This window comes from Priestia veravalensis, assembly GCF_001457055.1.
Classification (GTDB): domain Bacteria; phylum Bacillota; class Bacilli; order Bacillales; family Bacillaceae_H; genus Priestia; species Priestia flexa.
Window position 1 is genome coordinate 21848 of sequence record NZ_KQ758654.1, and the last position, 23323, is coordinate 45170.

At 37.7% G+C, this 23323-nt stretch carries 24 protein-coding genes and 2 other annotated features; of the genes, 22 read left to right on the forward strand and 2 right to left on the reverse strand.

All coding sequences use genetic code 11. The annotated features are described in order from the left end of the window. Positions 1 to 287 precede the first annotated feature (287 nt). The 17 genes from polA (at position 288) to AS180_RS12135 (ending at position 16025) form a co-directional block, all read left to right on the forward strand. Positions 288 to 2912 carry a DNA polymerase I gene (gene polA, locus AS180_RS12055; RefSeq protein ID WP_025907241.1) on the forward strand — a complete coding sequence of 875 codons (2625 nt, stop codon included), beginning with the start codon at positions 288 to 290 and terminating at the stop codon, positions 2910 to 2912. Between the two features lie 33 nt (positions 2913 to 2945). Next, complete coding sequence (mutM, locus tag AS180_RS12060; RefSeq protein WP_025907239.1) at positions 2946 to 3779, forward strand: DNA-formamidopyrimidine glycosylase; 834 nt, start codon at positions 2946 to 2948, stop codon at positions 3777 to 3779. A 61-nt stretch (positions 3780 to 3840) separates the two neighbouring features. Next, the gene (gene ytaF, locus AS180_RS12065; RefSeq protein WP_025907237.1) at positions 3841 to 4473 is read left to right on the forward strand and encodes a sporulation membrane protein YtaF; all 633 of its coding nucleotides are present in this window, start codon (positions 3841 to 3843) and stop codon (positions 4471 to 4473) included. A gap of 20 nt (positions 4474 to 4493) precedes the next feature. Further along, entirely contained in the window at positions 4494 to 5090 is a 597-nt protein-coding gene (coaE, locus tag AS180_RS12070) for a dephospho-CoA kinase (RefSeq protein WP_025907234.1), read from the forward strand. Between the two features lie 154 nt (positions 5091 to 5244). Further along, positions 5245 to 6276, forward strand: a complete 1032-nt coding sequence (locus AS180_RS12075) for a glyceraldehyde-3-phosphate dehydrogenase (RefSeq protein WP_025907232.1) — start codon at positions 5245 to 5247, stop codon at positions 6274 to 6276. Positions 6277 to 6615: 339 nt separating this feature from the next. Beyond that, positions 6616 to 6996 (forward strand): adenosylmethionine decarboxylase, encoded by a 381-nt coding sequence (gene speD, locus AS180_RS12080; protein ID WP_062686867.1) that lies wholly within the window; start codon positions 6616 to 6618, stop codon positions 6994 to 6996. 173 nt (positions 6997 to 7169) lie between these two features. Further along, positions 7170 to 7553, forward strand: coding sequence for a hypothetical protein (locus AS180_RS12085; RefSeq protein ID WP_025907228.1), 384 nt, complete (start codon positions 7170 to 7172; stop codon positions 7551 to 7553). Positions 7554 to 7792: 239 nt separating this feature from the next. Next, the gene (gene nrdR, locus AS180_RS12090) at positions 7793 to 8254 is read left to right on the forward strand and encodes a transcriptional regulator NrdR (protein WP_025907227.1); all 462 of its coding nucleotides are present in this window, start codon (positions 7793 to 7795) and stop codon (positions 8252 to 8254) included. A 63-nt stretch (positions 8255 to 8317) separates the two neighbouring features. Then, entirely contained in the window at positions 8318 to 9745 is a 1428-nt protein-coding gene (locus AS180_RS12095; protein ID WP_025907226.1) for a replication initiation and membrane attachment family protein, read from the forward strand. Positions 9746 to 9769: 24 nt separating this feature from the next. After that, positions 9770 to 10702, forward strand: a complete 933-nt coding sequence (gene dnaI, locus AS180_RS12100; protein ID WP_025907224.1) for a primosomal protein DnaI — start codon at positions 9770 to 9772, stop codon at positions 10700 to 10702. A gap of 95 nt (positions 10703 to 10797) precedes the next feature. Next, positions 10798 to 11661 carry a sporulation protein YtxC gene (ytxC, locus tag AS180_RS12105; protein ID WP_025907222.1) on the forward strand — a complete coding sequence of 288 codons (864 nt, stop codon included), beginning with the start codon at positions 10798 to 10800 and terminating at the stop codon, positions 11659 to 11661. A gap of 387 nt (positions 11662 to 12048) precedes the next feature. Then, complete coding sequence (gene thrS, locus AS180_RS12110; protein WP_025907221.1) at positions 12049 to 13986, forward strand: threonine--tRNA ligase; 1938 nt, start codon at positions 12049 to 12051, stop codon at positions 13984 to 13986. A 172-nt stretch (positions 13987 to 14158) separates the two neighbouring features. After that, positions 14159 to 14284: a sequence feature (ribosomal protein L20 leader region), on the forward strand. Between the two features lie 66 nt (positions 14285 to 14350). Next, on the forward strand, positions 14351 to 14854 hold the full coding sequence (infC, locus tag AS180_RS12115) for a translation initiation factor IF-3 (RefSeq protein WP_025907220.1): 504 nt from the start codon (positions 14351 to 14353) through the stop codon (positions 14852 to 14854). 21 nt (positions 14855 to 14875) lie between these two features. After that, positions 14876 to 15076, forward strand: coding sequence for a 50S ribosomal protein L35 (gene rpmI / locus AS180_RS12120; protein WP_013059426.1), 201 nt, complete (start codon positions 14876 to 14878; stop codon positions 15074 to 15076). Between the two features lie 38 nt (positions 15077 to 15114). Further along, positions 15115 to 15474 carry a 50S ribosomal protein L20 gene (gene rplT, locus AS180_RS12125; RefSeq protein ID WP_025907209.1) on the forward strand — a complete coding sequence of 120 codons (360 nt, stop codon included), beginning with the start codon at positions 15115 to 15117 and terminating at the stop codon, positions 15472 to 15474. A 65-nt stretch (positions 15475 to 15539) separates the two neighbouring features. Continuing rightward, on the forward strand, positions 15540 to 15794 hold the full coding sequence (locus tag AS180_RS12130; RefSeq protein ID WP_025907207.1) for a DUF1294 domain-containing protein: 255 nt from the start codon (positions 15540 to 15542) through the stop codon (positions 15792 to 15794). Further along, positions 15795 to 16025, forward strand: a complete 231-nt coding sequence (locus AS180_RS12135; RefSeq protein WP_035319771.1) for a hypothetical protein — start codon at positions 15795 to 15797, stop codon at positions 16023 to 16025. It begins immediately after the preceding gene. A gap of 195 nt (positions 16026 to 16220) precedes the next feature. On the opposite strand, the gene AS180_RS12140 is transcribed toward AS180_RS12135, so the two are convergent. Next, positions 16221 to 16598 (reverse strand): hypothetical protein, encoded by a 378-nt coding sequence (locus tag AS180_RS12140; RefSeq protein ID WP_225001589.1) that lies wholly within the window; start codon positions 16596 to 16598, stop codon positions 16221 to 16223. A 122-nt stretch (positions 16599 to 16720) separates the two neighbouring features. Between AS180_RS12140 and AS180_RS12145 the strand changes: the two genes are divergently transcribed. Continuing rightward, a complete protein-coding gene (locus AS180_RS12145) occupies positions 16721 to 17209 on the forward strand; it encodes a dUTP diphosphatase (protein WP_025907203.1) in 489 nt (162 codons plus the stop codon). Between the two features lie 71 nt (positions 17210 to 17280). After that, positions 17281 to 18366: a M42 family metallopeptidase gene (locus AS180_RS12150; RefSeq protein WP_025907201.1), complete on the forward strand. Its 1086-nt coding sequence runs from the start codon at positions 17281 to 17283 to the stop codon at positions 18364 to 18366. Between the two features lie 38 nt (positions 18367 to 18404). On the opposite strand, the gene sspI is transcribed toward AS180_RS12150, so the two are convergent. Then, positions 18405 to 18611, reverse strand: a complete 207-nt coding sequence (gene sspI, locus AS180_RS12155) for a small acid-soluble spore protein SspI (protein ID WP_025907199.1) — start codon at positions 18609 to 18611, stop codon at positions 18405 to 18407. Positions 18612 to 18715: 104 nt separating this feature from the next. On the opposite strand from sspI, the gene AS180_RS12160 reads away from it, so the two are divergent. The 3 genes from AS180_RS12160 to pheT all read left to right on the forward strand — a co-directional run bounded on the left by AS180_RS12160 (position 18716) and on the right by pheT (position 23264). Beyond that, entirely contained in the window at positions 18716 to 19474 is a 759-nt protein-coding gene (locus tag AS180_RS12160) for a TrmH family RNA methyltransferase (RefSeq protein WP_025907196.1), read from the forward strand. Between the two features lie 48 nt (positions 19475 to 19522). After that, positions 19523 to 19751, forward strand: a binding site (T-box leader). A gap of 53 nt (positions 19752 to 19804) precedes the next feature. Next, positions 19805 to 20839: a phenylalanine--tRNA ligase subunit alpha gene (gene pheS, locus AS180_RS12165; RefSeq protein ID WP_025907194.1), complete on the forward strand. Its 1035-nt coding sequence runs from the start codon at positions 19805 to 19807 to the stop codon at positions 20837 to 20839. 13 nt (positions 20840 to 20852) lie between these two features. Next, positions 20853 to 23264, forward strand: a complete 2412-nt coding sequence (gene pheT, locus AS180_RS12170) for a phenylalanine--tRNA ligase subunit beta (protein ID WP_062686868.1) — start codon at positions 20853 to 20855, stop codon at positions 23262 to 23264. Positions 23265 to 23323 lie beyond the last annotated feature (59 nt).

The window sequence follows — 23323 nt, forward strand, 5'->3', positions numbered from 1 at the left end:
TATGGAAACCCCTTCATCCAAGGAGCCAATTTTGGAAGACGAGAGGAGTCTTCATACTCCTTTCGTCCATTTTTTTTATAACATAAGACAAAGGTATTATTCTATAAAGGATAATGCCTTTTTTGTTTATATCATTTATAATTAGGGCGCATTCTTAGTTCGAATTATGCATGAAACTAGTTTCTGGTAAAAAACTAACTGTAATTAGATAGATTAGTTTTTGTTGTTGAGAGGAAACTTTTGATAAAATAGAATAAACGTTCTTTTTTTGAAATGGAGGATTATTCATGTCCAAGAAATTAGTATTAATAGACGGCAATAGTATCGCATATCGTGCATTTTTTGCTCTGCCTTTACTGAATAACGATAAAGGTATACATACAAACGCAATTTACGGATTTACAACGATGTTAATGCGCATTTTAGAAGAAGAGAAACCAACACATCTTCTTGTAGCATTTGATGCTGGTAAAACAACTTTTCGTCATAAAACATTTACAGAGTATAAAGGTGGAAGGCAAAAAACGCCTCCTGAGCTATCAGAGCAATTTCCATTTATTCGAGACCTGCTAGATGCCTATGGAATAAAGCGCTATGAGCTAGAGAATTACGAAGCCGATGACATTATTGGTACATTAGCAAAGCAAGCTGAAAAAGAGAACTTTGAGGTGAAAGTAATTTCAGGTGACAAAGATTTACTTCAGCTTGTTTCAGAACACATAACAGTAGGTATCACGCGAAAAGGTATTACAGATGTTGATGCCTATACGCCAGCTTTAATCGATGAGAAGTATGGCATTAAAGCTATGCAAATTATTGATATGAAGGGACTTATGGGTGACTCTTCTGATAATATTCCAGGTGTTCCTGGAGTTGGAGAAAAGACGGCTCTGAAATTATTAAAAGAGTTTGGAACAGTTGAAAACGTCTTAGAATCAATCGATCAAGTGAGTGGTAAAAAATTAAAAGAAAAGCTATCAGATAACAAAGAGCAGGCACTCATGAGTAAAGAGCTTGCTACAATCGACACAAACGCACCTATTGAAGTGAGCTTGGAAGCTGTTGCGTATCAAGGTGAAAACAGTGAAAAGCTTGTAGCACTATTTAAAGAACTTGGCTTTAATTCTCTTTTAGATAAATTTGGTGGCGATTCAGAGGAAAGTAGCTCTTTTGAAGAGCTTGAATACAAGATAGTGAACAGTGTAGACAACGAGATATTAACAAACGATGCTGCGCTTGTTGTGGAAGGATATGAAGAAAACTATCACCATGATCAGCTGCTAGGTTTTGGTATTAGCAATGAAAATGGCCATTTTTTCATTGGAAAATCAGTAGCTTTAGGGTCCTCTGAATTTGTGAACTGGTTACAGGATCAATCAATGAAAAAGACTGTATTTGATGGAAAAAGAATGGTCGTTTCAATGCGATGGGAAGGCTATGAGATTAAAGGAATTGAACAGGACATTATGATTGCTTCTTACATCTTAAATCCTGCTGAAGCCAACGATGATCTAGCTACAATTGCTAAGCTAAAAGGATATACGCAAGTGAGCTCTGATGAAGTGGTATACGGAAAAGGGGCAAAAAAATCAGTACCTGAAGTAGGAGAATTAGCAGAACATGTTGCTAGAAAAGCAGCGGCTCTTCAATTTTTAAAAGAAAAGCTGCTAGCCGAGCTAAAAGAAAATGAGCAGTATGACTTATATGAACAGCTCGAAATGCCCCTGTCATTTGTATTAGCTGATATGGAATATCAAGGAGTGAAAATTGACCATAACCGCTTAGATGAATTAGGGAAAACCATTCATGAACGTCTGAAGGAATTAGAAGCTACTATTTATAGTTATGCTGGAGAAGAATTTAACATTAATTCAACGAAGCAGTTAGGCGTTATTTTGTTTGAAAAGCTTGAGCTCCCTGTTATCAAAAAGACAAAAACAGGCTATTCTACTTCCGCAGACGTGTTGGAGCAGTTAGCTGATAAGCATGACATTATCCAAGAAATTTTAGAATACCGTCAGCTTGGCAAGCTCCAGTCCACATATGTGGAAGGGCTAAAGAAAGTCATCCATTCCGATCAGAAAGTTCATACGCGTTTTAATCAAACTCTAACGCAAACAGGGCGCTTAAGCTCAGTTGATCCGAACCTGCAAAATATTCCAATACGCTTAGAAGAAGGGAAAAAAATACGTTCAGCTTTTGTCCCGTCAAAGAAAGGTTGGGTAATCTTTGCTGCTGACTATTCTCAAATCGAGCTACGCGTTTTAGCGCATATTGCAGCTGATGAAAAACTAATTGAGGCATTTACAGAAGATCTCGATATCCATACAAAAACGGCTATGGACGTGTTCCATGTAGCAAAAGAGGACGTGACGTCTAATATGAGGCGTCAAGCAAAAGCGGTTAACTTCGGAATCGTGTATGGTATTAGTGACTATGGGTTATCACAGAACCTCGGGATTACGCGAAAAGAAGCGGCAAAGTTCATTGAGCGCTACCTGGAAAGCTTTCCTGGTGTTCAAGAATATATGGCGGATATTGTACGCCAAGCAAAAGAAGCGGGATACGTAACAACTTTATTGCATCGTCGTCGCTATCTGCCAGAGATTACAAGTCGCAACTTTAATCTGAGAAGCTTTGCTGAGAGAACGGCTATGAACACACCTATTCAAGGAACAGCTGCTGATATTATCAAAAAAGCAATGATTGAAATGGCAAAGCGATTAAAAGAAGAGAAATTAGAAACAAAGCTTCTTCTTCAAGTACATGATGAGCTTATCTTTGAAGCGCCAAAACATGAAATTGAAATTCTTGAGCGTATTGTTCCAGAGGTGATGGAAAGTGCACTAAAATTAGATGTACCTTTAAAAGTAGATTACTCGTATGGTGCTACTTGGTTTGACGCTAAGTAAACAACAATGAATTAGCAAAGAGAGGTGGATAAGGTGCCCGAATTACCAGAAGTTGAAACGGTTCGCCGCACGCTCATTCATTTAGTAAAAGGAAAAACAATTGATGAAGTAAAAGTAACATGGCCAAATATCATTAAGCGACCAGTTGAAGTTGAACAGTTTTGTGATGCACTAAAGGGACAGACGATTCAAGATGTACACCGTCGAGGGAAATTTCTAAAAATCATTTTAGATAACTACGTATTAGTTTCTCACCTCCGAATGGAAGGTAAGTATGCTCTTGCTGAGAAGGATGAACCAATTGATAAGCATACACATGTTATTTTTCTGTTTAAGGATGGTACGCAGTTAAGGTATAAAGATGTACGAAAATTTGGGACCATGCATTTATTTCAACCAGGAGAAGAAGAGCTCTCACCACCTCTAAGTACACTGGGTCCGGAGCCTTTTGAAGAACTGTTTACAGCGGAAGTTCTAAAAAACCGAATCGGTCGAACGAGTCGAAAAATTAAGGCGGTTTTATTAGACCAACAAGTGGTCGTTGGGCTTGGGAATATCTATGTGGATGAAGCGCTTTTCCGAGCTCGTATACATCCTGAGCGTGTAGCAAGCCAGCTCACCGATGAGGAGTTGGACCGTTTGCATAAAGAAATCGTAGCAACTCTACAGGAAGCGGTTGAAAAAGGTGGAAGTACCATTCGATCCTACGTAAATACTCAAGGAGAGATGGGGATGTTTCAGCTTCAGCTTTATGTTTATGGTAAAAAAGACGAACCTTGTGTTGTATGTGGCACTCCGATTAAGAAATATGTAGTAGCGGGAAGAGGTACGCATATTTGTCCAAGTTGCCAGAAGCTTGAAGAATAATAACAATGGATGGGCTCCTTTCATATACTTTAGATAGATGAAATGGAAGGAGCTCTTTAAGATGATTTCACTTTCTTTAATACTAGTAGCTTTTGCAGTAAGCCTAGATAGCTTCAGCGTAGGATTAACATACGGATTGCGAAAACTTAAAATTCCGTTTAAATCAATTTTAATTATTGCTTGTTGTTCCGCGTTTACATTAACGCTTGCGATGTTTGTCGGCAAAATGATTACGCATTTATTTTCTCCGGCTGCGCTTGACACCATTGGTGGCATTATTTTTGTATTGTTGGGCATGTGGATTTTGTATCAATTTTTTCGTCCTGAAGAAGAGGAAACAGCAAAGCTGGAAGAAAAAATCATTTTTAAAGTAGAAATAAAATCCATTGGCTTGGTCATTAATATTTTGAAAAAGCCGACGACAGCAGATTTAGATAAATCAGGCTCTATTACGGGAGTTGAAGCGTTAATTTTAGGTATCGCGTTATCATTGGATGCATTTGGAGCTGGAATAGCAGCAGCTTTATTAGGTTATTCGCCAGTCATATTGGCCATCGCAGTAGCGGCAATGAGCTTTATTTTCCTTACATTAGGAATTCAAATTGGAAAATGGTTTTCTAAACTAGCTTGGATGAGGATGTTTTCATTTGTACCAGGTGTTGTATTGATTTTAATGGGAATATTGAGATTATAAGAAGTAAAAGGGAGAACATTATGACGATTGTTGTTGGTTTAACGGGTGGAATCGCTAGTGGAAAAAGTACGGTCTCAGCGATATTCCGTGAAATGAATATACCGGTAATCGATGCTGATCAGATTGCAAAAGAAGTCGTTCAGAACGGTAGAGTCGCTTATAGTAAGATTGTTGAGGCATTTGGAAAAGAGATTTTACAAGAAGATCTAGAAATTAATCGTGCTGCTCTTGGTCAGATTATCTTTCATAACGAACAGGAGCGTCAAAAGCTTAATTCAATTGTACACCCGGAAGTTCGAAGTGAAATGTTAAAGCAAAAAGAACAATTGATTGCTGAGCAATATCAGCTAGTTGTGTTGGATATTCCACTTTTGTTTGAAAGCAAATTAACGTATCTAGTAGACCAAGTTATTGTTGTCCATGTAAATGAACTTGTGCAGCTTGAGAGACTACAAAAAAGAAATAACCTCTCTAAAGAAGATGCATTAGCGAGAATTAAGTCTCAACTGCCTTTAACTGAAAAGGCAAAGATGGCAGATTTTATTATTGATAACAATGGAAGTATAGATGAAACAAAAGAGCAAGTTATAAAACTTGTATCAAAATTAACAAATTGAGTTGGAGAGAAGTCATTCTTTCCAGCTTTTTTTAATATATGTAGAATAAGACAACAAAATAATGTGCAATAATTCTTCATTTTAAAATTATTTATGTTATACTATTTTGTATAAAAAGTTAATTAGTATAACATATTTGTTAGGGGGAATAACCATGAAAGCACGAATTGCAATTAATGGTTTTGGGAGAATTGGAAGAATGGTTTTTCGAACAGCGATTGAAGAGGAAAAATTAGATATTGTTGCAATTAATGCAAGCTATCCTGCAGAAACTTTAGCGCATTTAATCAAATATGACTCCATTCATGGTCCATTTGCTGGAGAAGTTATCTGTGAAACAGATGCGTTGATTGTAAATGGTAAAAGAATTCAGCTACTTGACTCGCGAGACCCACTCTTATTACCATGGAAACAATTACAAATTGATTTAGTAATTGAAGCAACTGGAAAATTTAATTCTAGAGAAAAAGCGCAGTTACATATTGAGGCTGGTGCTCAAAAAGTTGTCTTAACGGCACCTGGTAAAGATGAAGATGTCACAATTGTAATGGGAGTAAATGAAAAGGTGCTGGATGTGCATAAGCATCACATTATCTCAAATGCATCTTGTACGACAAACTGCCTAGCGCCTGTTGTCAAGGTATTAGACGAGGCTTTTACTATTGAGAACGGTTTAATGACAACGGTTCACGCATATACGAACGACCAAAAAAATATTGATAACCCACATAAAGATTTACGACGCGCGCGCGCATGCGGTCAGTCCATTATTCCTACAACAACTGGGGCTGCCAAAGCATTATCACTTGTGCTTCCTCATCTCAGTGGGAAATTACATGGTATGGCGCTGCGAGTTCCAACGCCAAATGTATCGCTTGTAGACCTCGTTGTTGATGTTAGGAAAGCGGTAACAAAAGAAGCGGTGAATAAAGCGTTTATTCAATCCGCAGAAGGTCCACTACAAGGAATACTGGCATTTACAACAGAACCGTTAGTATCAATTGATTTCAATACAAACCCCAATTCAGCAATCATTGACGGCTTATCAACCATGGTCATGGATGAACATAAAATTAAAGTATTAGCGTGGTACGATAACGAATGGGGATACTCACAAAGAGTAGTCGATTTAGTAAAATATATTACAGCAGAGATGATTCAAAATTCAAAGCTAAAGGTTGGATAAATAAGCGAGGCAATCATGCCTCGCTTATTGTATTTGAATTCATTGTTTGTTCTAACTGAGATAGGGAACTAATAAATGAGGGGTCTTAAAAAGTGGTGGGGCAGAGAATAAATCGAGTCTAGCTACGGATTGCAAATTTAAATAAAATCACGTGTTGCAAAATGAGTCTAAACAAAGTATACTATGTTTCGTGAACTTCTTGTGTACCTTTCGGTTATGTATCTACTTAAAGGGTTAGGACCTCTCTGGACTAACTTTCCCCCGTGGTAGTTAACATGCTATATGGCGAAAGAATTTCATATTTAACGATTAAAAATTGTTAAAGGGGGAAATATCATTATGGAAACAATGGGTCGTCACGTTATCTCAGAATTATGGGGTTGTGATTTCGATAAGTTGAATGATATGGATTATATTGAAAAAACGTTTGTAGATGCAGCACTAAAAACTGGAGCGGAAGTTCGTGAGGTTGCGTTTCATAAATTTGCACCTCAGGGCGTAAGTGGGGTTGTTATTATTTCAGAATCACATTTAACTATCCACAGCTTTCCAGAGCATGGGTATGCAAGCATCGATGTATACACATGTGGAGACTTAGATCCAACAATTGCTGCTGACTATATTGCAGATGAACTAAATGCTCAAACACGTGAGACAATTGAAGTACCGCGTGGAATGGGTCCTGTACAAGTAAAGCAAACGAAAGCAAGTGTACTTTAATAGTATAAAACAAAGCTAAGAACAATTAGGGACTGCTCTATAAATTGGACTCGCCATTTATAGACAGTCCTTTTTAGATACAAAAATACCGTTTATCCATTATAATAAAGAAAGCAGCTAGGGTATCTTTAGTAGCTATAGCGATTATTTTGATAAAAAGGAGTCTACACAACATGGGGATTATTCAAAAAGTAAAGTCAGTTTTTTCGAATCATTCTGAAACTAGGGACCACCACGAAAATCCAAAGTTACAAACACATTACTACAAATCAACAGCCTCTCAAACATTTACTCAGGTGCAAAATTTATTGAAGAATATGAATGGAGTAGAAATTTTAGCCGCTTATGAAGAGCGTGGAGAGATTAGCTTAAACGTGTCAAAGGGGAGAAAGGCGTTTGTTGTTATTACGATTATTTCATTACGACCTTTTGAAACCGCTATCGATTTTTCGGTTACAACGGAATCAAAAGTAATGCCATTCGATTTTGGTTATAGTAAAGAATTAATCATCTTTTTTTATAAATATTTTGACCAACATCTGATTGCTATTAAGTAAGGGAAATAAAGTGTATTAAACAAATAAAGCTGTGTAGCGCCTTTATCTATTGGAAAACAAATGTTTTAGGAAATAAAATTTCAGAATTCATTCTCCTTCACTTGTATTCAAGCTTTGTTTTCTATAATATGAAAAGAAAGTGAATTTTTATTTTGAATTTCTAACGTACATAAGTGGTTAGTTCGTACAAGCTGCTTAGTTTATACAAATATAAAAGGTTATTTATTGGAGTTGAGAAGATGAAATGTCCTTCCTGTCAGTATAATGGAACGAGAGTGTTAGACTCACGGCCTGTTGAAGAAGGTCGTTCAATTCGCAGACGGCGTGAATGCGAAAGTTGTCACTATCGTTATACAACATTTGAAAAAGTAGAAGAGCCACCTTTAATTGTAGTGAAAAAAGATGGGGCGCGTGAAGAGTTTAGCAAAGAGAAAATTTTACGCGGTTTAATAAAGGCATGTGAGAAAAGGCAAGTTAGCTTAAAACAATTAGAAGATACTGTACATGATATTGAATCTGAACTGCGCAGTCAAGGTGCATCGGAAGTGCAGTCAGACGTTGTTGGGGAAATGGTAATGGAAAGACTAGCTGCTATCGATGAAGTATCGTATGTACGCTTTGCTTCTGTTTATCGTCAATTTAAAGACATTAATGTATTTATTGATGAACTAAAGGAGTTAATTAAGAAGGAAAAATTATAAAAGAGCTATTAAAGAGATTTTTTAGCTCTTTTTTGCTATTTTAGAATTGGGTAGGTAATGATGATGAATGAGCAACATTGGAAAGAAATCATTCCAGTTGACCGTTATGTTGTGAGAACGAGCGGCGTTATTCAAGAATATGATCGAAAAGTGTTAACAACTCTATATCAACCGTTAATTGGAACCGTGTGCTATGGCTTATATATGACGTTATGGAGTGAACTAGAACAAGGACGCTTATGGGGAACAGAAGTAACGCATCATCACCTAATGGCCGTTATGCAAATGAACTTGAAATCCATTTATCAGGAGCGATTAAAGCTTGAAGGTATTGGCTTATTAAAAACCTATATGAAAGAAGAGGACGGGGGAAGAGTTTATATTTATGAGTTAATTCCACCATTAACACCACAGCAGTTTTTTGATGATGGTGTTTTAAACGTCTACTTATACAATCGATTAGGTAAAAATGTATTTCAAAAAATTAGACGATATTTTATGGATCCAGCTGTGGACCACAGTGAGTTTAAAGACGTTACTCGTTCATTTAATGATGTGTATAAGTCAGTACAAACGACAGAGCTCACGTCAAGTTTACAACGAGAGAACCAAGATGTCTTCAAACCAAGTGGAGATCTGGACTATGTGGATAATTCACAAAGAGCTAGTATAACAATTAAGGATGCTGGCTTTGACTTTGATTTATTTTTGACAGGGTTAACTGAGTCTATGATTTCGAAAAAAGCAATTACAGCCAAGGTGAGGTTAGCAATTGAAAAGCTAGCATTTTTATATCAAATTGATGCTCTGCAAATGAAGAATGTGGTCTTGGACGCGTTGAACGAAAATGATCAAGTAGATATTGAGCTGCTTCGAAAAGCTGCTAGAAACCATTATCAGTTTGAAAATGGAGAAGCGCTACCTAACTTAAGTGAACAAATTCAGCCGCCGTTATTGCGAACTATGGAACATAGAGAGCCAACTTCTCAAGAAGAGAAGTTAATTAAGCAGTTAGAAGTGACGTCTCCAAGACAGCTACTGACGGACTTGTCCGGTGGAGCAACGCCTTCTAAAGCAGATTTACAAATGGTTGAAGACGTTATGTTTCATCAAAACCTTTCTCCAGGTGTTGCTAATGTACTCATTTATTATGTCATGCTAAGAACGGATATGAAGTTATCAAAAGCATATGTGGATAAAATTGCAGGACACTGGGCTCGTAAAAAGGTAAAAACAGTGGAAGAAGCGATGGTCATTGCGAAAAATGAGCATAAAGAATACCAAAACTGGGCTGAATCTAAGCAAACGGCGACGAAGAAACAAAGAACGGTTCGTAAAGAGATGGTGCCAGATTGGTTGAAAGAAGAGTCTGAAGAGAAAAAGAAACCTCAAAGTCAAAAAGAAGATTTAGACTTTGAAGAAGAAAAGCGGAAACTTGAAGAAGAGTTAAAACAGCTTGATTTAGATTTAAAGAAAAATCGTGAAGATTAATGAATGGAAAGGAGAGGTGATGGGGTGAAGTCAATCAATGATTCGCTAAACAAACTAGCAAATAATCAAGGTTTCAAGGAACGATTTGAAACGTTAAAATCAGAAGTGCTTTCTGATCGTAATGTCCAAGATTTCTTAAGGAAGAATCGAGATCAATTGGATGAAGGTATTGTAGAACGAGGTCTCATTAAGATGCATGAATTTAAAGGACAAAGCAAAGAGTGTCAAGACTGTCCATCCCTGCAAAGCTGCGTTAATATGATTAAAGGTTATCAGCCAAAGCTTGTAATTGATGGTAAAAACATTGATGTGACCTATGAGCGCTGCCCTCGAAAAGTAACTGAAGATGAACGCAAAGAGCAAGAATCATTTATCCAGTGTCTTTATGTACCGAAAGATATTTTAGGTGCTTCCATGTCAGATATTGAAATTGAGCAAGGAAGGCTTGAAGCAATCAAGTTAGTACGAGATTTTGTCAGGGAGTATGAACCTAATAAGAAGATGAAAGCTCTTTATCTACATGGATCGTTCGGTGTTGGAAAAACATACTTTTTAGGTGCCATTGCTAATGCTTTAGCTGAAAAGAAAGTAAAATCAACGATTGTATATGTTCCTGAATTCTTACGTGAGCTTAAAGGATCTTTTCAAGATAAAACCTTTAACGAGAAGATTGAATACGTAAAAAAAGTGCCCGTCCTAATGTTAGATGATTTGGGAGCAGAATCCGTAACAAGCTGGATGCGCGACGATGTATTGGGTACCATTCTTCAATTTCGAATGTTAGAAAATTTACCTACTTTCTTTACGTCAAACCTAAATTTTCAGCAGATGAAGCACCATTTAACGTATACGCAAAAAGGCGAGGAAGAAGAGCTGAAAGCTGCCCGCATTATGGAACGAATTAAGACGTTAGCCACTCCTGTAAAGGTAGAAGGTGAAAATAAACGTAATAAATGAGCAGTTCTTTTACATTTCATGTAAGGACTTGCTCATTTTTTTTCATGTTGCCCCATATATATAAATAAAGCGTGTCCAAAAGGGGGCTAACATTAGTGAGAATTTTCTTTAAGTATGAGAAAGAAGCAATTGGTATTTACAGGTCGCTATGCGCGAAACGAAGCGCTTTATCATATGCTCCGCAATGCTTTAAACTTGTGAACAGTCAGCTTCTAGTAATTGACGTGACATATAATCGAGACGAAATTGTACACGATATGCTAATCCCAGTATTGACAGACTTTATATTAGAGCAGAAAGAAGAGACGATTTTAAGTGAGATTTTGAAACAGAAATTTTTCTATACGGATGAACAAGAGCTACAGCTTATGATAGACATGGTCTATCATATTGTAGAAGGTGAGAAAGTTGACGTACCTAAACGTGACTTTCCGATGCCTAAAGATTTATTAATTAGAGAAGCGCTTCAAGATTTTCTGGTTAACAACGTTACGTTTACATTTGAGTCTTTTCTCCAGTTTCGATTAAAGAACTATCGCTCTCGCTTACAGTACTATTTAGAAATCGCTATTGATGAATATAAACTAGAATATGAATATCAAATGTTTGTTGAACAGCTGCGACAAGTTATTTTAACGGAGGAAGCAAGTTGCGAAGCTGTACATGTTGTGCATTCACAAGAGAACGAATTTCAACTCTATGATGAAAACTTTGGATTGCTAACAGTGAATCAGCGTCAACATCTGGCTGAAGAATTTATGAAAAAGAATGAGTCGTTATACATAGACCCATCCGTTATAGCGCCTCTCATTACACTATCTCCGCAGCATATTTATATTTATAGTGATCGTGAGAATACACATGATTTCATTTATACTATTCAAAATCTTTTTCAAGAACGAGTGGTCATATGCACAAAACAAGAAGCGGCATTTTTAAAAAAAGAGAATCTGACTTGAGAGGTTGATTTCTATTTTAAAAATGAATATAATAGGCTCATATTGTAAAAATTTTAATCAGCGATAAGTAATGATGAGGACATGAGTTTATATTTACGGTTTATTAGAGAGAGAATCCGTGGCTGAAAGATTCTTAACACGATTTATATCCTTACCACCTCTAAACTTCAGTAGTAAACAAGTATTTTACTTTAGTAATTACTGACGGAATTTCCGTTATCAAACCTCGAGCTGTCTTTCATTGTGCCTTGTTAAGCAAAAAGACAGAAACAAGGGTGGTACCACGTGTATACACAACTCGTCCCTTATTAAGGGATGAGTTTTTTTATTTGCGTAAATAACCAGTTTATGCAAGATTATATTGAGATAAATAAGGAGTTGAATCACATGTCAGAAGTTATTTCAATGACATTTCCAGATGGAGCAGTAAAAGAGTATCCTAAAGGTACAACGACAGAACAAATTGCATCATCAATTAGCCCAGGGCTAAAGAAAAAATCAATTGCGGGTAAAGTAAACGGTGAGCTTTTAGATTTGCGTACACCAATCCATGCAGACGGTCAGCTTGAAATCATCACACAAGATTCAGGTGAAGCACTTGAGATTATGCGTCACAGCACGGCGCACTTAATGGCTCAAGCAATTAAGCGTGTTTTTAAAGATCAAAAGGTCCAGCTTGGTGTAGGACCAGTTATTGAGAATGGATTTTATTATGACATTGATATGGAGCATTCCATTACACCTGACGATCTAATTGAAATTGAAAAAGAAATGAAGAAGATTGTAAACGCCAATATTGATATTGAGCGTCGCGAAGTGTCTCGTGAAGAAGCAATTGAGCTTTATAAAGAAGTTGGAGATGAATTAAAGTTAGAGCTTATCGATGCTATTCCAGCAGGTGAGACTGTAACGATTTATCACCAAGGAGAATTCTTTGATCTTTGCCGAGGTGTCCACGTTCCATCAACAGGAAAAATTAAAGAGTTTAAACTGTTAAATATTGCAGGTGCTTACTGGCGTGGAGATAGCAACAATCAAATGTTGCAGCGCATTTATGGCACGGCATTCTTCAAAAAAGCAGATTTAGATGAGCACTTACGTTTATTAGAAGAAGCGAAAGAGCGTGATCACCGTAAAATTGGTAAAGAGCTTAACTTATTCACAAACTCACAAAAAGTTGGACAAGGTCTTCCATTATGGTTACCAAAAGGTGCAACAATTCGTCGCGTTATTGAGCGCTACATTGTGGATAAAGAGGTTGCGCTAGGTTATCAACATGTGTATACACCAGTCCTAGGTAGCGTAGAGCTATATAAAACATCAGGTCACTGGGATCACTATCAAGACGGTATGTTCCCAGCAATGGAAATGGATAATGAAGATTTAGTTCTTCGTCCAATGAACTGTCCACACCATATGATGGTATATAAAAATGATATCCACAGCTATCGTGAATTACCAATTCGTATTGCAGAGCTAGGTACGATGCACCGCTATGAAATGTCAGGTGCACTTGCAGGTCTTCAGCGTGTTCGCGGTATGACGCTAAATGATGCACATATCTTTGTTCGTCCAGACCAAATTAAAGACGAATTAATTCGTGTGGTTCGCTTAGTAGAAGCTGTATACAAAGACTTTGGCTTTGAAAATTACTCGTTCCGCTTATCGTATCGTGATCCAGAAGATACAGAGAAATACTTTGATGATGATGCAATGTGGGAAAAAGCACAAACCATGTTAAAAGACGCGATGGATGAGCTTGGCTTAGACTATTACGAAGCAGAGGGTGAAGCAGCATTCTACGGTCCGAAGCTAGACGTTCAAGTTAAAACGGCTCTTGGAAAGGAAGAAACTCTTTCAACAGTGCAGCTGGACTTCTTATTGCCAGAGCGTTTTGATCTAACATATATCGGTGAAGATGGAAAACAGCATCGTCCGGTTGTTATTCACCGAGGTGTCGTATCAACAATGGAGCGCTTTGTTGCTTTCTTAATTGAAGAATACAAAGGGGCATTCCCAACATGGTTAGCACCTGTTCAAGTTCAAGTGATTCCAGTATCGCCAACTGTTCACCTAGACTATGCAAAAGAAGTTCAAGAGAAACTTCAGTTAGCTGGCGTACGTGTGGAACTAGATTCACGTGAAGAGAAAATTGGCTATAAAATTCGTGAAGCTCAAATGCAAAAAATTCCTTACATGCTAGTAGTGGGAGATAAAGAAGTAGAAGAAAAAGCGGTTAATGTTCGTAAATACGGTGAGCAAAATTCAGAAACTGTTGATTTTGAACAGTTCTTAGCAGGATTAAAAGTAGAAATTACTCGCTAATGAAAAAGCGGAGAGGGCAACTTCTCTGCTTTCCTTTTTAAAAAAAGTAAAAAAAATGTTGCATAAATGTTTTTCCTTTGGTAAAATGATTTTTGTTGTTAAATAAAGAACGAAATCATTGACTTTTGTCTTTGTTGATACTATAATAGCTTAAGTAATTGAATACTTGTTTGTGCAGAAGAAGAAGCACCCGCTTCTCACCTGATTGACGCGTATAGAGCAGTTAGCAGGTTGACATCGTATTTACTTTTAACGATAGTAGTGTGGGTGCATTGTGTACTCACGCTTTTTTGTGTGTATACCAATATCTACACAAGCGTATTCATTCATTAAACCTTGGAGGTGGCTACTTATTAGCAAGGACATGATGGTAAACGAGGGCATTCGAGCTCGCGAAGTTCGTCTAATTGATCAAAACGGTGAGCAATTAGGAATTAAATCAAAAAATGAAGCACTTGATATTGCTGCACGAGCAAATCTTGACTTAGTAATGGTTGCTGCAAACGCGAAACCACCTGTATGTCGTATTATGGACTACGGTAAGTTCCGCTACGAGCAACAGCGTAAAGAAAGAGAAGCTCGTAAAAACCAAAAGGTTGTTAACTTAAAGGAAGTTCGTTTAAGCCCAACAATCGATGAGCATGATTTTAACACAAAACTTCGTAACGCACGTAAGTTCCTTGAAAAAGGTGATAAAGTAAAAGCGTCAATTCGTTTTAAGGGTCGTGCTATTACTCATAAAGGAATTGGACAAAAAGTACTTGATCGTTTTTCAGAGGCTTGCGCTGATGTTAGTTCAGTTGAATCAGCTCCAAAAATGGAAGGACGCAGCATGTTCCTAGTGCTTGCACCTAAAAACGAAAAGTAATAGAACGAGGAGGAACACCCCATGCCAAAAATGAAAACACATCGTGGCGCTGCAAAGCGTTTCAAAAAAACTGGAAGCGGTAAGTTAAAGCGTGCTCGTGCTTACACTAGTCACTTATTCGCTAACAAATCTACTAAACAAAAACGTAAATTACGTAAAGGTTCTTTAGTAAGCAAAGGTGACTTCAAACGTATTCGTCACTTATTAGATAACATTAAGTAATTTGGGTTGAGATAGAAACATAACAGGAGGTAACAATTATGCCACGCGTAAAAGGCGGTACAGTAACACGCAAACGTCGTAAAAAAGTTTTAAAATTAGCCAAAGGTTTCTTCGGTTCAAAGCATAGATTATACAAAGTTGCTAATCAGCAAGTAATGAAATCATACATGTATGCTTATCGTGACCGTCGTCAGAAAAAACGTGATTTCCGTAAATTATGGATTACACGTATCAATGCAGCAGCTCGTATGAATGGTCTTTCTTACAGCCGTTTAATGCACGGATTAAAATTAGCAGGTATTGAAGTTAACCGTAAAATGCTTGCTGAATTAGCTGTAGCTGACGAAAAAGCATTTGCTGAATTAGCAGCAGCTGCTAAAAAAGGCTTAGAGAAGTAATTTCTGCTAAAAAGTCTTGTTACCACTAGGTAGCAAGGCTTTTTTGTTTATTGGAGGGATTATCTTTGTTTTTAATGATATACGCGATACTTATCAACCTTATAGGCTTATATGTAATGAATGCAGACAAAAAAAGAGCTCAGCGAAATGAATGGAGAATCAAAGAGCAAACACTTTGGACGATTGCCATTATCGGAGGAGCTCTAGGTGCAACCATTGGCATGAATCTTTATCGTCACAAAACAAAGCACGCAAGCTTTCGTTTCGGTCTGCCTGCTTTGGTGGTTGTTCATTTGGCATTATTGCTAATCTATATGTAGATGAATAATTTGAAAAATGAAATGGGAGAAGCCATGAACAAATATCTTGCTTTTATTTTTAAGGTTATTGTTTTAGATAGATGTAGTAGTAGGCTCCTTATCTATGAGTTAGAAGAAAACGTTTCAAACGTAGAGGTTAATGGAACTGAATATGCAAAGTGGAGAGCGTTTTTAAAATTCCTTCAAGAGAGTAATTTCATCAAAAGGCTTCCCTATCCAAAAGCCCCGTGATTGAAATGAAAGATGTGATACTCCAGCAGGACTAGCGAGTCAGGTGAGACCTCACAGTATACAAGGAGGGTCGGCCGCTCGCCCTGAGGAAAGGGAACAATCTGGAATGGAAATCACACTAAGCAGAGAGGCCTTCTTCAACAAGAAGTAAGCACACTGTTTATCAAAAGCTTTCTCAATAAAAAAGCCCAAAAGCTATTGCTTTTGTGGCTCGTTCTTTAAAAACTCTCGTACGGGACTTTTCCAGCTAATAATGGCTTTTGGGTATAAAGTTGATACCTTAGCAGACACCAATCTGATATCCTCATGAGTTAAATCATTGAGCTGGTCAGGATTTTTTAATAACATAGTAATAGAAAAAATTTGTTCATTTATATATTTTTCGCCTTCAAACAAAACACCTTTATACGTTAACTCCAAATTTTTACGAACATTTTCTGCTTCATCCACCACGTAAAATTCATTTTGCTCTTTGGCTTGCATTAATTTTCGTTTTGGATTTCGAACATATCGTATAATAAAAAGAACGAAATAGACTAATAAAGCAATTACTAATAGTCGCATTAAGAGCACAATCAAAGCGATATCGCCTCCTTGCCGAGGGTTGTTTCCTAACAGTACGTATAAAGGGCAAAAAGGTTTCATTTATTTTTAATTTTATATTAATATTTATTTTATTTTAGGAGAGATTAGATATGAAGTTACAGTCTTTATTTAACATGCAGCGCCAGCTAGATCAACATATTGAAACAAATCATAAGCTTCAAAACGAAGACTTGGTTTCCCGCAAACTTCTTGCTTTATTAGTAGAATTAGGCGAGCTGGCTAATGAAACGCGTTGTTTCAAATTTTGGAGCCTAAAACCGTCGGCAGATAAAAAGGTTATTTTAGAAGAGTTCGTAGACGGTGTTCACTTCTTATTATCTTTAGGAATTGAATGGGGATTTGATTCAATTGAAGAACTTCCGGTTAAAGCGGACAAAGAAACTGCAACAGAACAATTTTTACATGTGTTCTCTTTGCTCACACAATTAAAAGGAAGCGTAGATCAAGAACAGTACATAGAATCATTCTCTTCATACATGGGTCTTGGAGAAATTCTTGGCTTCGCAGCTGAGGAAGTGAAAACGGCTTATATTATGAAAAATGAAGTGAACTTTAAGCGTCAAGACGAAGGGTATTAAGAAGAAAACATTTCCTCTGAAAATACTTTCTTATATAATAAAAGATATACATATGAAAGGGGTATGGATAAATGAAAAAGTTAGATGAAACATTACAAATGTTAAAAGACTTAACTGATGCAAAAGGTATTCCTGGAAACGAACGCGAACCAAGAGAAGTGATGAAAAAATATATTGAATCTTATGCTGATAGCATTTCAACAGACGGACTTGGAAGCCTTATTGCCAAAAAAGTTGGTGATGAAAAAGGCCCTAAAATTATGGTTGCAGGTCATTTAGATGAAGTTGGCTTTATGGTCACTCAAATTGATGATAAAGGCTTCATTCGTTTTCAAACTGTAGGTGGCTGGTGGTCGCAAGTTATGCTAGCGCAACGTGTTACAATTGTAACGCGCAAAGGCGATATTACAGGAGTTATCGGCTCTAAACCTCCTCATATTTTACCTGCTGAAGTACGTAAGAAGACGGTTGAGATTAAGGATATGTTTATTGATATCGGTGCATCTAGTCGTGAAGAAGCAATGGAATGGGGCGTAAAGCCTGGCGATCAAATTGTTCCGTACTTTGAATTTACCGTTATGAATAACGAAAAAATGCTTTTAGCTAAAGCATGGGATAACCGTATCGGCTGTGCTATTGCTATTGATGTGCTCAAGAATTTAAAGGGTCAAGAGCATCCAAACGTTGTATACGGCGTTGGAACAGCGCAAGAAGAAGTTGGTTTACGCGGTGCAAAAACGTCAGCCAATCTTATTCAACCTGATATTGCATTTGGCGTAGATGTAGGTATTGCTGGTGATACGCCAGGAGTGTCTGAAAAAGAAGCAGCATCAAAAATGGGTGACGGTCCACAAATCATTTTATATGATGCATCAATGGTTTCTCACAAGGGTCTACGTGACTTTGTAACAGATGTAGCAGATGAAATGAACATCCCATATCAGTTTGATGCGTTATCAGGCGGTGGTACTGATTCAGGAGCTATTCATATTTCAGCTAACGGCGTACCTGCACTATCTATTACAATTGCAACTCGCTATATTCATTCACATGCCGCAATGTTACATCGCGATGATTATGAAAATGCGGTGAAGTTAATTACAGAAGTTATTAAAAAACTTGATCGTGAAACGGTTAATAAAATTACGTTTGAATAAAACAAAAGGTGCACTCAATTTGAATGCACCTTTTGTACTTACTTTAAGCTATTTTCAAGTGTTGTTAAAATTTCTTCTTTTTCACTTTTAGGCGAGTTTTCCCATAGTACTTCGAAAAGTACACCTAGACCTGGAAGCATTTTTTCTTCACCGCTTTTGATAGCATCCATAATCGTTGCTTCAAGTTCTTCTTGAGAATTACCTGAAACATTTGATATAATAGCATTTCGTAAATTAAGATTCATCGTGATCACCTCAACTATAGATAGTAAAATCAAAAATAGTTTGTGTATGTCACATTCAATTTATGTATCGTAACTGAAATTGATAAATAGAGGAGTTATGTTTGGTGAAGCGAATTGATTCCGTGAAGAACCCACAGGTTAAACTATGGAAAAAATTACATACAAAAAAAGAGCGCGATAATCAAGGTTTATTTTTGGTGGAAGGCTTTCATCTTGTCGAAGAAGCTTTAAACCAAAGAGAAATGATTAAGTATCTCATTCTTGCTGATAATGTTGATATTCCATCGCATTGGAATGTTGATACGGTTGAGATGATTGTGGTGACGCCTGCTGTTATTAAAGCAATTGCTGATACAGAAACCCCTCAGGGAATTGCAGCCGTTTGTTACCAAAACCAATCATCATCCGTCTTACAGACAGCGCGTCGATTAGTGCTGTTAGATGCCGTCCAAGATCCAGGTAACGTAGGAACCATTATTCGTACAGCAGAAGCTGCTGGAATCGATGCAGTCATTATTGGAGCAGGTTGTGTAGATGTTTATAACAGTAAAGTCATCCGTTCGACTCAAGGTGCAATCTTTAACTTGCCTGTTATTAAGAAAGACTTAATTAGTGCGATTAAAGAACTAAAGGAATGTGGAGTTAGCGTGTATGGTACATCATTACAAAATGCTTCTGTGTACACGGAAGTTGAAAAGCCAGAAGCTTTTGCTCTGATTGTTGGTAACGAAGGGCAAGGTGTAAGCTCAGCGGTGCTGAATGAAACGGACCATAACCTATATATACCGATATTTGGAAAGAGTGAATCGTTAAATGTAGCAATTGCATCAGCAATTTTAATGTACTATTTACGTGGAATGTAGTTGCAACGGCTAGCCGTTTTCACTATAATAATACAATAGCTAAATATGCGAAAAGCAGTGATAGAGAGCAGTAGCTTATGTAGCGTTATTCAGGGAGAAAATGCCGTGACTGAAAGCATTTTTATAAGCGCAATAAGTGAATTCACCTCTTGAGTTGACACTTGGACCATCATTTTTGATGTAAAGGTGTTCCGGATATTCCGTTAACGTTAATGAAGTGAACTGTGCAGATGCATGGTTAACAAGGGTGGTAACGCGATTAAACCTCGTCCCTTTTTGGGAGAGGTTTTTTTTATTTGCAATTTTTTAAAACAAAAGGAGGATTATTCAATGAAAGAGCGTTTACAAGAGCTGCAACAAGAAGCGATTGTTAAAATTGATGACTCAAAAGATTTAAAAGCATTGAATGATGTACGTGTAGCTTATTTAGGAAAAAAAGGACCAATTACAGAAGTACTTCGCGGAATGGGGAAATTATCTGCTGAAGAGCGTCCTGTAATGGGAGCACTTGCAAATGAAGTGCGCGAAGCAATCGCTTCAAAGATTGAAGAAAAGCAAGCGGCGCTAGAAGCAGAAGAAATCAACCGTAAACTAGCTTCAGAAACAATCGATGTGACACTTCCTGGTCGACCAGTTAAAGTCGGTACACATCATCCGCTAACAAGCGTAATTGAAGAGGTTGAAGATTTGTTTTTAGGCATGGGCTATGAAGTAGCTGAAGGACCTGAAGTGGAGCAAGATTACTACAACTTCGAAGCGTTAAATTTACCAAAGGGTCACCCAGCACGTGATATGCAGGATACGTTCTATATTACTGAAGAAACGTTATTACGTACTCATACATCAACAGTACAAGCCCGCGTAATGAATGGAAATGAAGGGAAAGGTCCAATCAAAATCATTTGTCCTGGTAAAGTATATCGTCGTGATGATGATGACGCTACGCATTCACATCAATTTATGCAAATTGAAGGTTTAGTTGTAGATGAAAATATTCGTATGAGTGATTTAAAAGGAACGCTTGAGGTATTTGTGAAAAAAATGTTCGGTGCAGAGCGTGAAATTCGTCTACGTCCAAGCTTTTTCCCGTTTACTGAACCATCTGTTGAAGTGGACGTATCATGTGCTAAATGTGGAGGAAAAGGCTGTAATGTTTGTAAGCAAACAGGCTGGATTGAAATTTTAGGCGCTGGTATGGTACATCCAAATGTACTTGAAATGGCCGGCTATGACTCTAAAAAATATCGCGGCTTTGCATTTGGAATAGGCGTAGAGCGTATCGCTATGTTAAAGCACGGCGTTGATGATATTCGTCATTTCTATACAAATGATGCTCGTTTCTTAAATCAATTCAAACAAGTATAAAGGAGGGACTAACATGTTTGTATCATATCGTTGGTTGCAAGAATATGTAGATTTATCAGGAGTAAAAGCTGAAGAACTTGCTGATAAAGTCACAAAAAGTGGAATTGAAGTTGAAGGTGTAGAAAATTTAAATAAAGGCGTAAGCGGTGTTGTCATCGGTCACGTAGTAGAATGTGAACAGCATCCAAACGCAGATAAGTTAAGTCGTTGTCAGGTTGACCTTGGGGATGAAACGGTTCAAATCGTTTGTGGTGCTCCAAACGTAGCACAAGGTCAAAAGGTAGCGGTAGCTAAAGTAGGCGCTGTATTACCAGGCAATTTTAAAATTAAGCGTGCTAAGCTTCGCGGTGAAGAATCAAACGGCATGATTTGTTCTCTTCAAGAGCTTGGAATTGAAAGCAAGCTTGTCGCAAAAGATTACCAAGAAGGAATCTTTGTATTCCCAAGCGATGCTGAAGTTGGAGCAGATGCTTTAGAAGCATTGAATTTGCATGATGAAGTATTAGAACTTGGCTTAACGCCAAATCGTTCAGACTGTTTAAGCATGCTAGGGGTAGCTCATGAAGTAGCAGCAATCTTAAATCGTGAAGTAAAATACCCAGAGGTTGAGTTTCAAGAGACGGAAGAAAAAGCATCGGATTACATTTCAGTTGCAGTAGAAGCAAAAGAAGATAACCCTTTATACGTAGCACGTATGGTGAAAAATGTTAAAATTGCGCCGTCACCGCTATGGATGCAAACGCGCTTGATGGCAGCTGGGATTCGACCACACAATAACGTAGTTGATATTACAAACTACATTTTACTTGAATACGGTCAACCACTTCATGCGTTTGATTATGATCGTCTTGGCTCCAAAGAAGTTGTTGTTCGTCATGCACAAGAAGGCGAAGAAATTGTAACTCTCGATGATCAAAAACGTGTACTAAAAGAGAACCAGCTTGTCATTACAAATGGTAAAGACCCAATCGCTTTAGCCGGTGTAATGGGAGGAGCGAATTCTGAAGTCCAAGATGACACAGTAAATGTGTTAATTGAATCTGCTTACTTCCGCGGGTTATCTGTGCGCCAAACATCGAAAGAGCACGGTCTTCGTAGTGAAGCAAGTGCACGTTTTGAAAAAGGAATCGACCCAAGCCGCACACGTATAGCAGCTGATCGTGCTGCTGAACTAATGGCTGCTTATGCGGGTGGAGAAATTGTTTCAGGAACAGTTGAATTTGATGAAATGACAATTGAACCAGCTGTTGTATCTGTAACGCTTGAGCGCATCAATTATGTTCTTGGTACAGAGCTAGAAATGGCTGAAGTTCAAGAAATCATGAATCGTCTTCAGTTCGAAAGCAAAGTGGAAGGCGATGCCATTATCGTAACCGTTCCAACGCGTCGCGGTGATATTACAATTGAAGAAGATATTGTGGAAGAAGTAGCTCGTATGTATGGGTACGACCACTTACCAACAACTCTTCCTGTGACTGTAGCAACGCCAGGCCGTTTATCTGATTATCAGCTAAAGCGTCGTAAAGTACGCCGTTTCTTAGAAGGCGCTGGATTAGCTCAAACAACAACATACTCATTAACAAGTGCAGAGAAAGCAACACAGTTTGCATTAAATACTGCATCAACAGTTCGTTTAGCGATGCCAATGAGTGAAGACCGCAGCGTTCTTCGTCAAAGCTTAGTACCACACTTACTTGAAGCTGTTAAACACAATAACGCTCGTCAAACAGACTCAATTGCGCTATATGAAACAGGTTCAGTGTTTTTGGGAACTGAAGAAGGTCAGCTACCAATAGAAGAAGAGCGAGTAGCGGGAGCAATCACAGGCTTATGGCATTCTCACAGCTGGCAAGGTGAAAAGAAAGCAGCTGATTTCTATGTGGCTAAAGGCGTTGTAGAAGGATTATTATCAGCATTAGGTCTTGATAATCACATTGAATATAAGCCTACAAATCAAGAAGGCATGCACCCTGGACGTACAGCGGCAGTTGTATTAAATGGTCAAGAAGCTGGGTATGTTGGTCAGCTTCATCCAGTGACGCAAAAACAATATGGTCTTCGCGAAACGTACGTATTTGAGCTAAACTTAAAAGCAATCTTTGCGGCGAAAGTAGAAGAAGTTCGCTATTCTGCAATTCCTCGCTTCCCATCAATCACAAGAGATATTGCTCTTGTTGTGGATAAAGAAGTATTAGCAGGAGAACTTCAAACAGCGATTTATGAAGCTGGTGGAGAACTATTGAAAGAAGTTGCGGTGTTTGACTTATATGATGGTGAAAGAATGGAAGAAGGCAAAAAGTCTGTCGCTTTCTCTTTACGCTATCTAGATCCAGAGCGCACGCTTACGGATGAAGAAGTATCAGCAGCTCATGCTAATGTATTAAAAGTTGTTGAAGAACAATTTAAAGCAAGCTTACGTTCATAAAAAAAACAAGAGGCTGGGACATAAGTAATTCAGCCAATGATAAACCTGAACGATTGAGA

Excerpts from the sequence above, each read along its gene's own strand:
- pheT (WP_062686868.1), top strand. The coding sequence starts at position 20,853 with ATGTTTGTATCATATCGTTGGTTGCAAGAATATGTAGATTTATCAGGA.
- AS180_RS12135 (WP_035319771.1), top strand. The coding sequence starts at position 15,795 with ATGAATAATTTGAAAAATGAAATGGGAGAAGCCATGAACAAATATCTT.
- AS180_RS12095 (WP_025907226.1), top strand. The coding sequence starts at position 8,318 with ATGAATGAGCAACATTGGAAAGAAATCATTCCAGTTGACCGTTATGTT.
- ytaF (WP_025907237.1), top strand. The coding sequence starts at position 3,841 with ATGATTTCACTTTCTTTAATACTAGTAGCTTTTGCAGTAAGCCTAGAT.
- rpmI (WP_013059426.1), top strand. The coding sequence starts at position 14,876 with ATGCCAAAAATGAAAACACATCGTGGCGCTGCAAAGCGTTTCAAAAAA.
- AS180_RS12150 (WP_025907201.1), top strand. The coding sequence starts at position 17,281 with ATGAAAAAGTTAGATGAAACATTACAAATGTTAAAAGACTTAACTGAT.
- polA (WP_025907241.1), top strand. The coding sequence starts at position 288 with ATGTCCAAGAAATTAGTATTAATAGACGGCAATAGTATCGCATATCGT.
- infC (WP_025907220.1), top strand. The coding sequence starts at position 14,351 with ATGATGGTAAACGAGGGCATTCGAGCTCGCGAAGTTCGTCTAATTGAT.
- rplT (WP_025907209.1), top strand. The coding sequence starts at position 15,115 with ATGCCACGCGTAAAAGGCGGTACAGTAACACGCAAACGTCGTAAAAAA.
- thrS (WP_025907221.1), top strand. The coding sequence starts at position 12,049 with ATGTCAGAAGTTATTTCAATGACATTTCCAGATGGAGCAGTAAAAGAG.
- pheS (WP_025907194.1), top strand. The coding sequence starts at position 19,805 with ATGAAAGAGCGTTTACAAGAGCTGCAACAAGAAGCGATTGTTAAAATT.
- sspI (WP_025907199.1), bottom strand. The coding sequence starts at position 18,611 with ATGAATCTTAATTTACGAAATGCTATTATATCAAATGTTTCAGGTAAT.
- nrdR (WP_025907227.1), top strand. The coding sequence starts at position 7,793 with ATGAAATGTCCTTCCTGTCAGTATAATGGAACGAGAGTGTTAGACTCA.
- AS180_RS12145 (WP_025907203.1), top strand. The coding sequence starts at position 16,721 with ATGAAGTTACAGTCTTTATTTAACATGCAGCGCCAGCTAGATCAACAT.
- coaE (WP_025907234.1), top strand. The coding sequence starts at position 4,494 with ATGACGATTGTTGTTGGTTTAACGGGTGGAATCGCTAGTGGAAAAAGT.
- AS180_RS12085 (WP_025907228.1), top strand. The coding sequence starts at position 7,170 with ATGGGGATTATTCAAAAAGTAAAGTCAGTTTTTTCGAATCATTCTGAA.
- speD (WP_062686867.1), top strand. The coding sequence starts at position 6,616 with ATGGAAACAATGGGTCGTCACGTTATCTCAGAATTATGGGGTTGTGAT.
- AS180_RS12075 (WP_025907232.1), top strand. The coding sequence starts at position 5,245 with ATGAAAGCACGAATTGCAATTAATGGTTTTGGGAGAATTGGAAGAATG.